This window comes from Streptomyces sp. NPDC041122 (genome assembly GCF_055592445.1).
In genome coordinates, this window is record NZ_JBVIYQ010000001.1 from 875517 (window position 1) to 888611 (window position 13095).

Genomic DNA, 13095 nt, shown 5'->3' on the forward strand with positions numbered 1-13095 from the left:
ACCTTGACTTGCACAGGCCAAGTGCACTATGCAGAAGCGGAACACCGCTATGCGGACACGGCTCACGCCCCGCCGGAGAAGGCCAACAGGCGCGCCGCACGGTCCACTTGATGGACGTCGTGAACCCGTGCGCCCCCTGTGCTGCGGCACCGTGGGTTAGGTCACGCTTACCAAGCGTTCCCGTCGGGCATGGTGCGGAATAGAGTCAATCGACAGAGTCAATCGACGGTGCGCCACCGCGCCGGGCGGCACATCCCAAGTCGCCTCCGTCGGGCGCCCTTTGATTCGCAACAGCCGTTCCCATATCCGCATCCGCCCCCATGGCCCACGAGGCGTGGGGGGATCACTGCCGAGGACGGATCACGTCATGCCTCGTCCCATGCCACGTCCGACCACCGCACAGATCACCTACGGTTCGGTGACCGTCATCCTGTCGACCCTCGCGATGCTGCTGCTCTCCCAGACCGCCTCGGGAGTCGGCATCGCCGTGATAGCCATGGCCGCGCTCGGCCTCGGCTTACTGGTCGCCATGACGGTGCCGCTGCCCAAACAGCCCGCGGCGCCCGCCGCCCGCACCGCGCCGGCGACCGCCCCCGCCGCCGGCGACCGCGTCCCGGCGCAGCGCTCCGTGCTCGCCGACTCCGTACGCGAACCGGCGGGCCCGTGACCCACGGACCCGCCACCACCTGACGCCACCGGGCGCCGGTCACCGCTGAACGCCGTCCGCCGGCTCTAGACGCTGACCACCACCGTCTTGGCCGCCTTGTCGTGCAGGCCCTGTTTGTAGGGCTTGTCGAAGAAGCTCCAGCCGCCGCAGATCGCCGTCCAGATGCAGGCGCAGCAGAAGGCGAACGGCAGCCAGAGCACGGCCGCGCGGGCGAGCGAGGTCTGCAGGCTCGGCGTGGCCCCGTCGTTGAGGTTCGCGACGCGCATGCCGAGCCACTTCTTGCCGAGCGTCTGGCCGGTCCTGGAGATCATGAAGGTGTCGTACGCGATGTAGAGCACGGCGGCCAGCAGGGACTGGCCGAACGACCTGCCCGTGTTCACGTCGTCCGGGTCGATGTCGTACGCGGCGGTGCCGAAGGCCCACGACAGCAGGGCGACGACGATGCCCACCAGAATCATGTCGATGACGCGGGCGAGCGTCCGCTTGCCGCTGTCGGCAAGCGGCGGCATCCCGGCGAGGGGATCCTGTCCGCCGTGCCCGCCGCCGTACGGGTCGCCTCCGTAGGGCGGGGGTCCCGAGCCCGGCGGCGGGGTGCCGTAAGGGGAGCCGCCGCCCGCGCCCGCGCCCGGGGGCGGGGTGTCGTAGGGCGAGCCGCCGCCCGGGGGCGGGCCCGCGGGCGGGGGGTCGTACGGCGAACCGCCGCCCTGCGGGGGCTGCTGCGGGGGCTGCTTCTTGAACGGGTCGTCGTCCGGCGGCGGGTATTGCGGCGGTTCGGTGCTCATGGCCCGAGTCGACCGCGCCGGCCCCCGCTCCGCATCCGGCGAGCGGCTGACCGGGTTACCCGGCCGTCACCCCCGCCGCCCCGCCGTCACCCCGCGACGAAGGTGTTCGCCGCCTTGTCGTGCCAGCACTGGCGCCACGGCCGGTCGAAGACGCACCACACCACGCCCACCAGGCCGATCACCAGGACACCCGGCACGCTGTACACCAGCCAGCGCCGCAGTGCCGCCCCGAACGTCGGGGCCTCGTGCTCCTCGATGTCGCGCACCTGGAGCCCGCACACCCTCTTGCCGAGGGTGCGGCCCCACTTGGCGGTGGGCAGCGCCTCGTAGACGACGCCGAAGAGGAGCAGGACGGCGAGGACGATGCCGAGGTAGCCCGCGGTGGTGCCGTCGAGCAGCCAGACCGTCGTCTTCTGGCCGGAGAGCTTCGCCGCGTCGATCTTGCTGTCGATGTGGTCGGCGGCCTTGGTGCCCAGCGGCAGCGCGGCGGCGCCGGTGACCGCGGCGAGCGCGACGGTGTCGATGAGCCGGGCCGCCAGGCGCCTGCCGAGTCCCGCGGGGCGCGCCGCGGCCTGGGCGCGGGCGACCGCGAGGAAGGGGTCCTCGGCCACCGGCTTCCACGGCACGACGGGCTGCCCCTCGCCCTGCTGGCCGGGGGCGGCGGCCGGCGCGGCCGCCCCGGGCTGCGGCTGCGCGAGCTGGTGCACCTGCTGCGCCCAGGAGGGCGAGCCACCGCCGGGCCCCGAGGTCACGGGGGCGGGGACGCCGCCCTGCTGCGGCACGGCGGGCTGGGGCTGGGGCTGGGGCTGCTGTGGGGCGTGCGGCTGGGGCTGCGACTGGGGCTGGGGTTGGGGCTGCGGCTGCTGGTTCGCCGGGGTCGGCGCCGGCGCGGCCGGGTCGGTCGCCTGCTGCGGTACGGACGACTGCGCGGCCGCGGTCCTGCCGCCGCCCCGCAGCGCCGACTTGGGCCGGATCGCGCGGATCGACATGGTGCCGTCGGTGCCGGCCGAGGGGGCGGGCGTGGCGGCTCCCCCGGGCTTGCCCGCGGCGGGCGGCACGGGTCCGGTCGGCCGGCGGAACGTCACAGTGCCCTCGCCGGTGGGCGGCTGCGCCGTGCCCGGCTGTACCGCGCGGATCGTGACCGTGCCGGGGTTGCTCTCCTCCCGCGGCGGCTCGCCGGGCTCGGGCGCGGCGCCCGGGGCGGCGGACTCCGCGCGGGGCACCCCGTCGTTCGGTACGCGCGGGTCGGGCCGGCCCGGGGCGCCCCAGACCACCTTGTGGTCCGGCTCGCCGCCGAGGCCGGTCTGGCGGCCCGCGTCCGCGCCCCACGCCGACGCGGGCTCGGGCCGGGAGCCGTGCTGGTCGGCGTGGCCGGACCGCTCCGGGCCACCGGTCCGCTCAGGGGTGCCGGACCGCTGGGGCGCGCCGGCCGGCGGGTCCTCGTCGAAGAAGTGCGGGCCCGTCTCCTCCACGGCGGGCGGCAGCGCACCGCCCGCGCCCCCGCCCACATCGGGTCCGGCACCAAAACCGGCGCCCGCGCCGGGCGGGGCCGGCAACGGCTCGCCGTCGGACGGCGCGGGACGGCTCGTACCGGGCACCCAGGCGGCACCGTTCCAGTACCGGACATATCCGGGAATGGACGGGTCGGGGTAGTAGCCTTCGCGCGGCCGGTCGTCGCCTGGGGCCGGAGTTGGGGCGCTCATGTCCGTCGTCCCGTATCTGCTCGGGGGTCTTCTGGGGGCACCACATCTATCAGACCTCCGTGTCCCACCGGGCGGGTCCCGCCCTACGGACCACTTTCCGGGCACGCTCCCCACACATCCCCCGCTTCTCCCCCGCCCCTTGAGGGCCACCGCGGCGACGGCGTCCGGAGAAATCTTCCCGAACCCGCGTAATGGCCGGGCGATCCGGCGCTCTCCACTCGTACGGGTCCGCCCCCAGGGCCCCTACAGGGAAGGAAGGGCATCGACATGCACTCCGTGGTGGAACGCGAACTGGAGCTCAAACTGGTCCTCTCGCCGGAGCGGGTCATCCCCGTACCGGCCCGTCTCACCTACCGCACCGACGACCCGTACGCCGTCCACATCGCCTTCCACATCGGCTCCGAGCACCCGGTGAACTGGACGTTCGCCCGGGAGCTGCTGGTGGAGGGGGTGTTCAGGCCGTGCGGCCACGGTGACGTGCGGGTGTGGCCGACGAAGGTGGACGGCCGCAGCGTCGTGCTGATGGCGCTGAGTTCGCCGGACGGCGACGCGCTCCTGGAGGCGCCCGCCACCGCCGTGTCCGCGTGGCTGGAGCGGACGCTGCGGGTGGTGCCGCCCGGGTCCGAGGCCGAGCAGCTCGGCATCGACGACGGCCTCGCCGAGTTGCTCGCGCCCGCGTCGGGCCGCACCCACGCGGACGAGTTGTGGCTGCGCGACCCATGGCCGTCGGACGAGTCCAAGGACGGTGAGTGAGCTCCGCCGCCACGGGGGCGGCGGAGACGGAGGGGACCGAGCCGGGGTCCGGTCAGAAGAGCTTGCCCGGGTTGAGGAGTGCGTGCGGGTCGAAGGCGGCCTTGATCGCCTGCTGCATCTCCACTCCCACCGGGCCGAGTTCGCGCGCCAGCCACTCCTTCTTCAGGATGCCGACGCCGTGCTCGCCGGTGATGGTGCCGCCGAGCTCCAGGCCGAGGGCCATGATCTCGTCGAAGGACTCGCGGGCGCGCCTGCTCTCGTCGGGGTCCGCGGCGTCGAAGCAGACGGTGGGGTGGGTGTTGCCGTCGCCCGCGTGCGCGCAGACCCCGATGGTGAGCCCGTACTTCTCGCCGATGCGCTCGACGCCGTCGAGCATGTCCGCGAGCCTGGAGCGCGGCACGCACACGTCGTCGATCATCGTGGTGCCCTTCACCGCCTCCAGCGCGGTGAGCGACAACCTCCGTGCCTGCAGCAGGAGTTCGGACTCGGCGGCGTCCTCGGCCGGGACGACCTGGGTGGCGCCCGCAGCCTCGCAGAGCGCGCCGACGGCGGCGAGGTCGGCGGCCGGGTCGGCGGTGTCGAAGGCGGCGAGCAGCAGTGCCTCGGTGGTCTCGGGCAGCCCCATCCGGGCCAGGGCGTTGACGGCCTTCACCGTCGTACGGTCCATCAGTTCCAGGAGGGACGGGACGTGGCCGCCCTCCATGATGCGGCAGACCGCGTCGCACGCGGCCTGCGTCGAGCCGAACTCGGCGGCCAGGACGAGCTGTCGGGGCGGCTCGGGCTTGAGCGCGAGGACGGCGCGGACGACGATGCCGAGGCTGCCCTCGGAGCCGACGAAGAGCCGGGTCAGGTCGTAGCCTGCGACGCCCTTGGCGGTGCGGCGCCCGGTGCGCATCAGCCGCCCGTCGGCGAGGACGACGTCGAGGCCGAGGACGTACTCCGCGGTGACGCCGTACTTCACGCAGCACAGGCCGCCGGAGGCGGTGCCGATGTTCCCGCCGATGGTGCAGGTCTCCCAGCTGGAGGGGTCCGGCGGGTAGTACAGGCCGTGCTCGCCGACCGCGCGGGACAGCGCGGCGTTGACGACGCCCGGCTCGACGACCGCGACGCGGTCGACGGGGCTGATCTCCAGGATGCGGTCCATCCTGACCAGGGACAGGACGATGCATCCTTCGGTGGCGTTGGCGGCGCCGGACAGACCGGTGCGGGCGCCCTGCGGGACCACGGGAACACGCAGCTCGGTGGCGGTGCGCATGACGTGCTGGACCTGCTCGACGGTGCGCGGCAGCACGACGACGGCGGGGGCGCCCGCGGCGCAGAAGCTCGCCATGTCGTGCGCGTACGAGGAGGTCACGTCGGGATCGGTGAGGACCGCCTCGGCCGGGAGGCCCTCCTGGAGGAGATCGATCAGCGTGCGGCTCATGATCACAGCCTCGCACCCGGGGCCATCGGTGTGAACCCGTGTACGACAACGTTCCGCCGCCGGGATGTGCTCTTCGTATTGACGCACAGTGAACGGCATGAAGCCTTGGGTGAAGCGTGTCCTGGTCGCCTCCGTCGCGGGCAGCGTGGTGCTCGGCGGCGCGTATGTGGTGCTGCCGCCGTCCGGGGAGAAGGCGGCGCGGCCCGCGCTGGGACCCGCGGGGCGGGCGATGGCGGCGGTCGGGGCGGGGGTGCCGGCCGCGCTGCCGGACCTCGCGGCGCTCATCGGCGAGCGGGAGGCGTTTGTGCGGGCGAACCCGCGCGACGACCACTCCTGGGCGGTGCTCGGCTCGGCGTACGTGGCGCGCGGCATGCGGACCTCCGTCGTCGCGGATTTCCCCAGGGCCGAGACCGCGCTGAACACCTCGCTCCGGGTGCGGCCCGAGGGCAACCCGGAGGCCCTGACGGGGCTCGCCGCGCTCGCCAACGCCCGGCACGACTACCGCGCCGCCAAGAAGTGGGGCGAGCTGGCGGTCGAGCAGGCGCCGAAGCGGTGGGCGGCCCACGCCGCGCTGATCGACGCGTACTCGGGTCTCGGCGACGCCAAGGGGGCCGGCCGGGCGCTGGAGTCGCTGCAGAAGCTGGGCTCGGGCGCGGCGGTCCGCACCCGCGCCGGGCAGGTCTACCGCGACCGGGGCTGGCGCGAGAACGCGAACGCGGAGCTCGCCGACGCGGCGGCGCTGGCCGCTTCCCCGGCCGAGCGGGCGGCGTCCCTGCACCAGGTCGCCGCGCTCGCGTGGGAGCGGGGCGAGCCGGCGGAGTCGCTGCGCTACGACGACGCGGCGCTGGCCGCCGACCCCGACCACCACCCCGCGATGGCGGGCCGGGGCCGGGCGCTGGCCGCGCTGGGCCGCCCCTCGGAGGCGCTGCAGGCCTACCGTGCGGCGCTCCTGCGTCATCCGCTGCCCGAATACGACCTGGAACTGGGTGAGTTGTACGAGTCGTTGAAGCTGCGGCCGGCGGCGCGGGCGCAGTACGACGCGCTGCGGGCGCGGGTGAAGCAGGAGGCCGCGGGGGGCGTCAACAACGAACGGATCCTCGGCCTGTTCGAGGCGGACCACGGCGACGCCGACGCGGCGGTGAAGCGGCTCACCGCGGAGTACAAGCGGCACGGCAGCCCGCAGACGGCGGACGCGCTGGGCTGGGCGCTGCACAGGGCGGGCAACGACAAGGCGGCCCTGAAGCTGGCGACGAAGGCGATGGACAAGGGGCCGCGCAGCGCCCTGATCGCCTATCACCGGGGCGAGATCGAGCGGGAGTCGGAGCAGTACGGCGCGGCCCGCCGGCACATCGGTGAGGCGATGCGCGTCAATCCGTTCTTCTCGCCGCTGGCCGTGCCCGCGGCGAAGCGGGCGCTGGAGGCGCTGGGCGAGCCGCCGGAGGGCGGTCCGGAGGAGATGTACGCGTCGGGTCCCGCGGCGCGGATCACCGACGTGACGCCGCGGCGCGCCCCGCGCCGGGGGCAGCCGCAGCGGCGTACGACGCAGCGGCAGTCGGCGCGCGGCCAGACGCCTCGGGGCGCGGGGACGGGGCGGTCGGGGTCCGGGTCGGGAACCGGCTCAGGGTCCGGGTCCGGGTCGTGGTCCGGCTCGTCGGCCTCCTCCGGCTCCTCCGGCTCCTCCGGAAGCAACTGACTCAGCTGTCCGCGCCGAGCGGCTCCGGCTCCGGTTCCGGCGGCGGGCCCCACGGCGCCTCCAGGGCCGCGCGCAGGGCGTCGGCCGCCGCCGTGCCGATCCGTTCGGCGAGCCGCTGCTCCATGCGCAGCAGGACCGCCTCGGCCGCCCGGTGCGCCCGCTCGCCCTCCGCCGTGCGCCGGATCAGCCGCTGTCGCGCCGAGGCGGGGTCCGGCACCTGCGCGAGCAGCCCGGCGCCCACCAGGCCGTGCACCGCCTGGTGGGCGGTCTGCCGGGTGACGCCCATACGGCGGGCGAGCTCGGAGACGGTGGTGCCGTCGTCGTCGAGGACGGCGAAGAGCTGGACCTGGGTGGGCGATACGGGGGTGGCCCCGGCCGCCGCCATGGCGTCGAGGAGCCCCTCCTCGAACCAGCGGCGGGCTTCGCCGAGGAGCTGGGGGAGGTTGCGTCGGGCGGGCTTCTGCGTCATTAATGTCAGGGTACCTGACACAGGACGTCCACCAAAGGAGCGCACCCATGACCATCGAGTACGCCACCCGCCACCGCCGGGCCTCCCGCATCCCCCCGGAGCCGGGCAAGCCCTACTTCATCGAGAAGGGCGAGGGCGACCGCGCGCACCTCTTCGGCGACCTCATCACCGTGTACGCGGGCGGCGAGCAGACCGAGAACACCTTCAACTTCTTCACCGTCGAGGGGCCCAAGGGCGACCTCATACCGGCCCATGTGCACGCCGACACCCACGAGGTTTTCTACGTGACCCAGGGCGCGGTCCGCCTCTTCGTCGAGGACACCGAGGGCGTCCAGCAGGAGAAGCTGCTCACCCCCGGCGACTTCGGCTTCGTCCCCAAGAACTGCCGGCACGCCTACCGCATGGAGCGCCACCACAGCCAGGTCGTGGGCGTCGCCGCGGGTCCGGGCGGCACCTTCGAGCGGTTCTTCGAGAACCTCGGCGCCCCCACGGAGCGGCACGGCCTGCCGCCCGAGCCGCTGATCCCCGAGCCCCGCAGGTTCGCGACCGTCCCCGCGCGGTACGACGTGGAGTTCCTGCCCGGCCACGAGTGGCGTACGGAGCAGGAACGCGCGCGGCCCTAGAGCGCGGCCGTGCCGATCAGGCCGTTGCGCGTCACGCGGGACGCGAGCTCGTCCTCGGTCAGCCCCGCCGTGTCCGCGGGGCGGCGCGGCAGCACCAGGTAGCGGGTCTCCGCGCTGGAGTCCCACACGGTGACGTCCGTGGTGTCCGGCAGCCGGAGGCCGAACTCGGCGAGCACGGCGCGGGGTTCGCGCACCACGCGCGAGCGGTAGGCCTCGCTCTTGTACCAGCTGGGCGAGGGGCCGAGCAGCCGCACCGGGTAGCAGGAGCAGAGCGTGCAGACGACGACGTTGTGGGTGCCCTCGGTGTTCTCGACGACGCGCAGCCGCTGCGGCTGGACTCCCCCGGCGGAGTAGCCGAGTTCGGTGACGGCGGCGGTGCCGTCGGCGAGCAGCCGCTCCTTGTACGCCGGGTCGGTCCAGGCGCGCGCGACGACCCGGGCGCCGTTCACGGGGCTCGCCCCGGCGAGGAACGCGTCCAGCATCTCGTCGAGGGCGGCGCCGACGACGATGCCGCGCTCCTCCAACAGGGTCTCCAGGCGCCGGACTTGGCGCGAGATCGTGGCGTCCGTGTGCGTACCGCTCATGGGGTGTCGTCCTCCAGATAGCTTTCCCACAGGTCCAGGACGACGTGGTGGTCGCCCTCGCCCCACAGCTCCCGGGCGTCGAAGCGCACGGCGTAGACCTGCTCGACGGGGGCGTCGCCGCGCCCCTGGGAGCGGACGTCGGCCAGCGGGTGGGGACCTTCCGGCTCGACGACCACGCCGCGTTTGCCGCGGGCGTAGCGCGGCAGGCGGGTGTGGTGGGGCGGGTCGTGGGCGAGGGTGCGGACGCGGGCGCCGGGCCCGAACCGGTCACTCATCGAGCGCGCCGGGTTCGAGGACGCCCTTGCGTTCCAGGAGCGTGCGGATGGCGTGGAACCAGCGCTCGTAGTACGAGGCGGCGAGGTACGCGGAGGGTTCCATCGTCTCGATGGCGTCCCGGAACTCGTCGAGGTTGTACACGCCTTCGCGCACGAGCGCGCTGTTGAGCGCGAACACCCGCGCTTCCCAGTCGGCGTGGAAGGGCTCGGTGTCGTCGGCGGTGTCGAGCGGCCCGAAGCCCTGCATCCCGCCGACGTCGTTGATCCTGGCCATGCCCGCACCCTAGCCGTCCCGGAAGCCGAAATCGCCGGACAGGCAGAGCCTGTCCGGCGATTGAGGACGAGCTGGGCGCAGCCCGCGATCAACCCGCTTAAAGATTGCCCCGCTTCTCCTGCTCCCGCTCGATCGCCTCGAAGAGCGCCTTGAAGTTGCCCTTGCCGAAGCCCATCGACCCGTGCCGCTCGATCATCTCGAAGAAGACCGTCGGACGGTCCTGCACCGGCTTGGTGAAGATCTGCAGCAGGTAGCCGTCCTCGTCGCGGTCGACGAGGATCTTCAGCTCGCGCAGGATCTCGACGGGCACGCGGGTCTCACCGGCCCACTCGCCGAGCGTGTCGTAGTACGAGTCGGGGGTGTCAAGGAACTGCACGCCCGCCGCGCGCATCGTGCGCACCGACTCCACGATGTCGTTCGTGGCGAGCGCGATGTGCTGGACGCCGGCGCCGCCGTAGAACTCCAGGTACTCGTCGATCTGCGACTTCTTCTTGGCGATGGCGGGCTCGTTGATGGGGAACTTCACCTTGAGGGTGCCGTCCGCGACCACCTTCGACATCAGCGCGCTGTACTCGGTCGCGATGTCGTCGCCCACGAACTCCTTCATGTTCGTGAAGCCCATGACCTTGTTGTAGAACCCGACCCACTCGTTCATCTTGCCGAGCTCGACGTTGCCCACGCAGTGGTCGATGGCCTGGAAGGTGCGCTTGGCCGGCGGCTCGACGATCGGGTTGGCGGCCACGAAACCGGGCAGGTACGGGCCGTCGTAACCACCGCGCTCGACCAGCGTGTGGCGGGTCTTGCCGTACGTGGCGATGGCGGCCAGCACCACCGTGCCGTTGTCGTCCTTGACCTCGTACGGCTCGGTGATGCCGCGCGCGCCGTTCTCGACGGCGTAGGCGTACGCGGCACGCGCGTCCGGGACCTCGATGGCGAGGTCGACGACGCCGTCGCCGTGCTCGGCCACGTGGGAGGTGAGGAAGTGGCCCCAGTCCGTGGAGGGCTTGATGACGGAGGTGAGGACGAAGCGCGCGCCGCCGTTCGTGAGCACGTAACTCGCGGTCTCGCGGCTGCCGTTCTCCGGTCCGGAGTAGGCGACCAGCTTCATGCCGAACGCCGTGGAGTAGTAGTGCGCGGCCTGCTTGGCGTTGCCCACGGCGAAGACGACCGCGTCCATTCCCTTGACCGGGAAGGGGTCGGCCTCGCGCGCGATGTCGGGGGTGGTGTGGGTGGTGGTCTCAGTCATGGCCCGAGGTTCCCGCCGAACAGCAAGGTGCGCAATAGTTCGCGTTTTCAGTGGTCAAACTGCACAGCCGGTGGCCAGGATGAGCGGGCTATCTGTACATCATGACCACCTGGGAGGCGTCATGGCGATCGATCATCTGGACGGGCGGCTCATCGTGCTCCTCGCGCGGGAGCCCCGCATCGGGGTCCTGGAGGCATCCCGCCGGCTCGGCGTGGCACGGGGCACGGTGCAGGCGCGGATGGACCGGCTTCAGTCCAATGGAGTCATCCGCGGTTTCGGTCCGGAGGTCGACCCGGCGGCCCTGGGCTACCCCGTCACGGCCTTCGCCACCCTGGAGATCAAACAGGGCCAGGGCGCGGACGTACGGGCCCATCTGGCGGGGGTCGCCGAGGTGCTCGAACTGCACACCATCACCGGCCACGGCGATATGCTCTGCCGCCTCGTGGCCCGGTCGAACGCGGATCTCCAACGTGTGATCGACCGGGTCGTGGGCTTTGATGGCATCGTCCGGGCCTCCACGGCCATCGTCATGGAGAACCCCGTTCCGCTGCGGATCATCCCGCTGGTGGAGCAGGCGTCGGAAGACCCCTGAGCCTTCTGCGAGTCACCTGAGCCCTTCGTGAGTACCTCCGACCAGATGCGAGGTGAGCACTTCAGTGAATTTCTGGGACTACCTCGGCAACCGCCACCAGCAACTGCTGACGGACGCGTACCAGCACGCCAGCGCCGTCTTCCAGTGCATGGTCGTCGCCACCGTCATCGGCGTACTGATCGGCATCGCCACGTACCGCAGCGAATGGGCGGGCAACCTCGCCACGACCACCACGTCCACCATCCTCACCGTGCCCTCCCTGGCCATGATCGGCCTGCTCATCCCGGTCGTGGGGCTCGGTGTCGCGCCGACCGTCATCGCGCTGACCCTGTACGGGCTGCTGCCCATCGTGCGCAACGCCATCGTCGGCCTGCGCGGGGTGGACCCGTCCCTGGTGGACGCCGCGAAGGGCATCGGGATGTCCCGGCTCGCCCGGCTCTTCCGGGTGGAGCTGCCGATCGCCTGGCCGCCGATCCTGACCGGCATCCGGGTCTCCACGCAGATGCTGATGGGCATCGCCGCCATCGCCGCGTACGCCTCCGGCCCCGGGCTCGGCAACGAGATCTTCCGCGGCATCGGCTCGCTCGGCAGCAAGAACGCGCTCAACCAGGTGCTCGCGGGCACGCTGGGGATCATCGTCCTGGCCCTGCTCTTCGACGCCGCGTACGTCCTGATCGGCCGGCTGACCATCTCAAGGGGGATCCGTGTCTGACGCGTCCGACTCCGGCGCCGGTGCCACCGCCGCCGCCTCCGCTCCCACCGCCACCGCCACCGCGTCCGCCACCTCCGGGGCGACCATCGAGCTGGAGAACCTCACCAAGCGCTACCCGGGCACCAGCGACCCCGCCGTGGACAGCGTCAACATGGAGATCAAGGCGGGCGAGATCGTCATCTTCGTGGGGCCCTCCGGCTGCGGGAAGTCGACCACCCTGAAGATGATCAACCGGCTGATCGAGCCGACCAGCGGCCGCATCCGCATCGACGGCGAGGACGTCACCGACATCGACCCGGTGAAGCTGCGCCGCAAGGTCGGCTACGCCATCCAGTCCTCCGGGCTCTTCCCGCACATGACCGTCGCCCAGAACATCGCCCTCGTGCCGAAGATGGTCGGCTGGGGGAAGGCGCGGATCACCTCCCGGGTCGAGGAGATGCTGGACCTGGTGGGGCTCGACCCGGCCGAGTTCCACGGCCGCTACCCGCGCCAGCTCTCCGGCGGCCAGCAGCAACGCGTGGGCGTGGCACGGGCGTTGGCGGCCGACCCGCCCGTACTCCTGATGGACGAGCCGTTCGGCGCGGTCGACCCGATCACCCGCGACCACCTCCAGGACGAGCTGATCCGGCTCCAGCACGAGCTGCACAAGACCATCGTCTTCGTCACCCACGACTTCGACGAGGCGATCAAGCTCGGCGACCGGATCGCGGTGCTGCGCGAGCGCTCGCACATCGCGCAGTTCGACACCCCGGAGGCCATCCTCACCAACCCCGCCGACGACTTCGTCTCCGGCTTCGTCGGCGCGGGCGCGGCGCTCAAGCGGCTGAACCTGACGCGCGTACGGGACGTGGAGATCGCCGACATCCCGACGGTGACCGTCGACGACCCGCTCCAGGACATCTTCGACAGGCTCCGCGGCAGCGGCACCAACGAACTGCTCCTGCTCGACAAGCACCGCCGCCCCTACAAGTGGCTGCGCCGCGGCGACCTGATGCGCGCCAAGGGCTCGCTGGCCCGCGCCGGCACCCTCGTCCACGACACGGTGACCCGCGACGCCACCCTGCGCGACGCGCTGGAGGCCGTGCTCACCGACAACGCGGGCCGCGTCGCGGTGACCGGGCGGCGCGGCGAGTACACGGGCGTCGTCGACATGGAGACGCTGATGAACTCCGTCCACGAGATGCTGGAGGCCGACCGCCTCGAAGCCGTCGAGCACCAGCACCAGCTGGAGGAGCAGCGCGCCCGGGTGACGCACTTCGAGCAGGAGGGCACCGGCGGGGAGGCGAAGGCGTGAGCGGC

15 protein-coding genes are annotated in these 13095 nt (G+C 72.5%); 7 read left to right on the top strand and 8 right to left on the bottom strand.

Annotated features, from left to right (window positions below):
• Window positions 1-379: 379 nt before the first annotated feature.
• Entirely contained in the window at window positions 380-667 is a 288-nt protein-coding gene (locus tag ACZ6B8_RS03820) for a hypothetical protein (protein WP_471088951.1), read from the top strand.
• Between the two features lie 65 nt (window positions 668-732).
• On the opposite strand, the gene ACZ6B8_RS03825 is transcribed toward ACZ6B8_RS03820, so the two are convergent.
• Both ACZ6B8_RS03825 and ACZ6B8_RS03830 read right to left on the bottom strand, forming a co-directional pair.
• Window positions 733-1449, bottom strand: coding sequence for an RDD family protein (locus tag ACZ6B8_RS03825; protein ID WP_471088949.1), 717 nt, complete (start codon window positions 1447-1449; stop codon window positions 733-735).
• A gap of 86 nt (window positions 1450-1535) precedes the next feature.
• A complete protein-coding gene (locus tag ACZ6B8_RS03830; RefSeq protein WP_471606183.1) occupies window positions 1536-3152 on the bottom strand; it encodes an RDD family protein in 1617 nt (538 codons plus the stop codon).
• Window positions 3153-3419: 267 nt separating this feature from the next.
• Here ACZ6B8_RS03830 and ACZ6B8_RS03835 point away from each other — a divergent pair, with 267 nt between their 5' ends.
• Window positions 3420-3905, top strand: a complete 486-nt coding sequence (locus tag ACZ6B8_RS03835) for an SsgA family sporulation/cell division regulator (protein WP_471088945.1) — start codon at window positions 3420-3422, stop codon at window positions 3903-3905.
• Window positions 3906-3957: 52 nt separating this feature from the next.
• Here ACZ6B8_RS03835 and ACZ6B8_RS03840 read toward each other — a convergent pair whose 3' ends face one another.
• A complete protein-coding gene (locus ACZ6B8_RS03840) occupies window positions 3958-5328 on the bottom strand; it encodes an FAD-binding oxidoreductase (RefSeq protein WP_471088943.1) in 1371 nt (456 codons plus the stop codon).
• 97 nt (window positions 5329-5425) lie between these two features.
• On the opposite strand from ACZ6B8_RS03840, the gene ACZ6B8_RS03845 reads away from it, so the two are divergent.
• A complete protein-coding gene (locus ACZ6B8_RS03845) occupies window positions 5426-7021 on the top strand; it encodes a tetratricopeptide repeat protein (protein ID WP_471606184.1) in 1596 nt (531 codons plus the stop codon).
• Between the two features lies 1 nt (window position 7022).
• Here ACZ6B8_RS03845 and ACZ6B8_RS03850 read toward each other — a convergent pair whose 3' ends face one another.
• Complete coding sequence (locus ACZ6B8_RS03850; RefSeq protein ID WP_471088939.1) at window positions 7023-7490, bottom strand: MarR family winged helix-turn-helix transcriptional regulator; 468 nt, start codon at window positions 7488-7490, stop codon at window positions 7023-7025.
• A gap of 47 nt (window positions 7491-7537) precedes the next feature.
• Here ACZ6B8_RS03850 and ACZ6B8_RS03855 point away from each other — a divergent pair, with 47 nt between their 5' ends.
• Complete coding sequence (locus tag ACZ6B8_RS03855; protein ID WP_471088937.1) at window positions 7538-8113, top strand: quercetin 2,3-dioxygenase; 576 nt, start codon at window positions 7538-7540, stop codon at window positions 8111-8113.
• Here ACZ6B8_RS03855 and nthA read toward each other — a convergent pair.
• The 4 genes from nthA to hppD all read right to left on the bottom strand — a co-directional run bounded on the left by nthA (window position 8110) and on the right by hppD (window position 10492).
• The gene (gene nthA, locus ACZ6B8_RS03860; protein WP_471088935.1) at window positions 8110-8697 is read right to left on the bottom strand and encodes a nitrile hydratase subunit alpha; all 588 of its coding nucleotides are present in this window, start codon (window positions 8695-8697) and stop codon (window positions 8110-8112) included. The two genes, ACZ6B8_RS03855 and nthA, sit on opposite strands and share 4 nt — an antisense overlap.
• A complete protein-coding gene (locus tag ACZ6B8_RS03865) occupies window positions 8694-8972 on the bottom strand; it encodes an SH3-like domain-containing protein (RefSeq protein ID WP_471088933.1) in 279 nt (92 codons plus the stop codon). Before ACZ6B8_RS03865 ends, nthA begins: the two co-directional genes overlap by 4 nt.
• Entirely contained in the window at window positions 8965-9246 is a 282-nt protein-coding gene (locus ACZ6B8_RS03870) for a hypothetical protein (RefSeq protein ID WP_471088931.1), read from the bottom strand. The genes ACZ6B8_RS03865 and ACZ6B8_RS03870 overlap by 8 nt, the downstream gene beginning before the upstream one ends.
• 97 nt (window positions 9247-9343) lie before the next feature.
• Entirely contained in the window at window positions 9344-10492 is a 1149-nt protein-coding gene (gene hppD / locus ACZ6B8_RS03875) for a 4-hydroxyphenylpyruvate dioxygenase (protein WP_471606185.1), read from the bottom strand.
• 121 nt (window positions 10493-10613) lie between these two features.
• Between hppD and ACZ6B8_RS03880 the strand changes: the two genes are divergently transcribed.
• The 3 genes from ACZ6B8_RS03880 to ACZ6B8_RS03890 all read left to right on the top strand — a co-directional run bounded on the left by ACZ6B8_RS03880 (window position 10614) and on the right by ACZ6B8_RS03890 (window position 13090).
• Window positions 10614-11084 (top strand): Lrp/AsnC family transcriptional regulator, encoded by a 471-nt coding sequence (locus ACZ6B8_RS03880; protein WP_355816871.1) that lies wholly within the window; start codon window positions 10614-10616, stop codon window positions 11082-11084.
• A 64-nt stretch (window positions 11085-11148) separates the two neighbouring features.
• Complete coding sequence (locus ACZ6B8_RS03885) at window positions 11149-11796, top strand: ABC transporter permease (protein WP_471089192.1); 648 nt, start codon at window positions 11149-11151, stop codon at window positions 11794-11796.
• Window positions 11789-13090: a betaine/proline/choline family ABC transporter ATP-binding protein gene (locus tag ACZ6B8_RS03890; RefSeq protein WP_471606186.1), complete on the top strand. Its 1302-nt coding sequence runs from the start codon at window positions 11789-11791 to the stop codon at window positions 13088-13090. Before ACZ6B8_RS03885 ends, ACZ6B8_RS03890 begins: the two co-directional genes overlap by 8 nt.
• Window positions 13091-13095 lie beyond the last annotated feature (5 nt).

Coding starts and splice junctions, on each gene's coding strand:
- ACZ6B8_RS03820 (WP_471088951.1), top strand. CDS start 380: ATGCCACGTCCGACCACCGCACAGATCACCTACGGTTCGGTGACCGTC.
- ACZ6B8_RS03825 (WP_471088949.1), bottom strand. CDS start 1,449: ATGAGCACCGAACCGCCGCAATACCCGCCGCCGGACGACGACCCGTTC.
- ACZ6B8_RS03830 (WP_471606183.1), bottom strand. CDS start 3,152: ATGAGCGCCCCAACTCCGGCCCCAGGCGACGACCGGCCGCGCGAAGGC.
- ACZ6B8_RS03835 (WP_471088945.1), top strand. CDS start 3,420: ATGCACTCCGTGGTGGAACGCGAACTGGAGCTCAAACTGGTCCTCTCG.
- ACZ6B8_RS03840 (WP_471088943.1), bottom strand. CDS start 5,328: ATGAGCCGCACGCTGATCGATCTCCTCCAGGAGGGCCTCCCGGCCGAG.
- ACZ6B8_RS03845 (WP_471606184.1), top strand. CDS start 5,426: ATGAAGCCTTGGGTGAAGCGTGTCCTGGTCGCCTCCGTCGCGGGCAGC.
- ACZ6B8_RS03850 (WP_471088939.1), bottom strand. CDS start 7,490: ATGACGCAGAAGCCCGCCCGACGCAACCTCCCCCAGCTCCTCGGCGAA.
- ACZ6B8_RS03855 (WP_471088937.1), top strand. CDS start 7,538: ATGACCATCGAGTACGCCACCCGCCACCGCCGGGCCTCCCGCATCCCC.
- nthA (WP_471088935.1), bottom strand. CDS start 8,697: ATGAGCGGTACGCACACGGACGCCACGATCTCGCGCCAAGTCCGGCGC.
- ACZ6B8_RS03865 (WP_471088933.1), bottom strand. CDS start 8,972: ATGAGTGACCGGTTCGGGCCCGGCGCCCGCGTCCGCACCCTCGCCCAC.
- ACZ6B8_RS03870 (WP_471088931.1), bottom strand. CDS start 9,246: ATGGCCAGGATCAACGACGTCGGCGGGATGCAGGGCTTCGGGCCGCTC.
- hppD (WP_471606185.1), bottom strand. CDS start 10,492: ATGACTGAGACCACCACCCACACCACCCCCGACATCGCGCGCGAGGCC.
- ACZ6B8_RS03880 (WP_355816871.1), top strand. CDS start 10,614: ATGGCGATCGATCATCTGGACGGGCGGCTCATCGTGCTCCTCGCGCGG.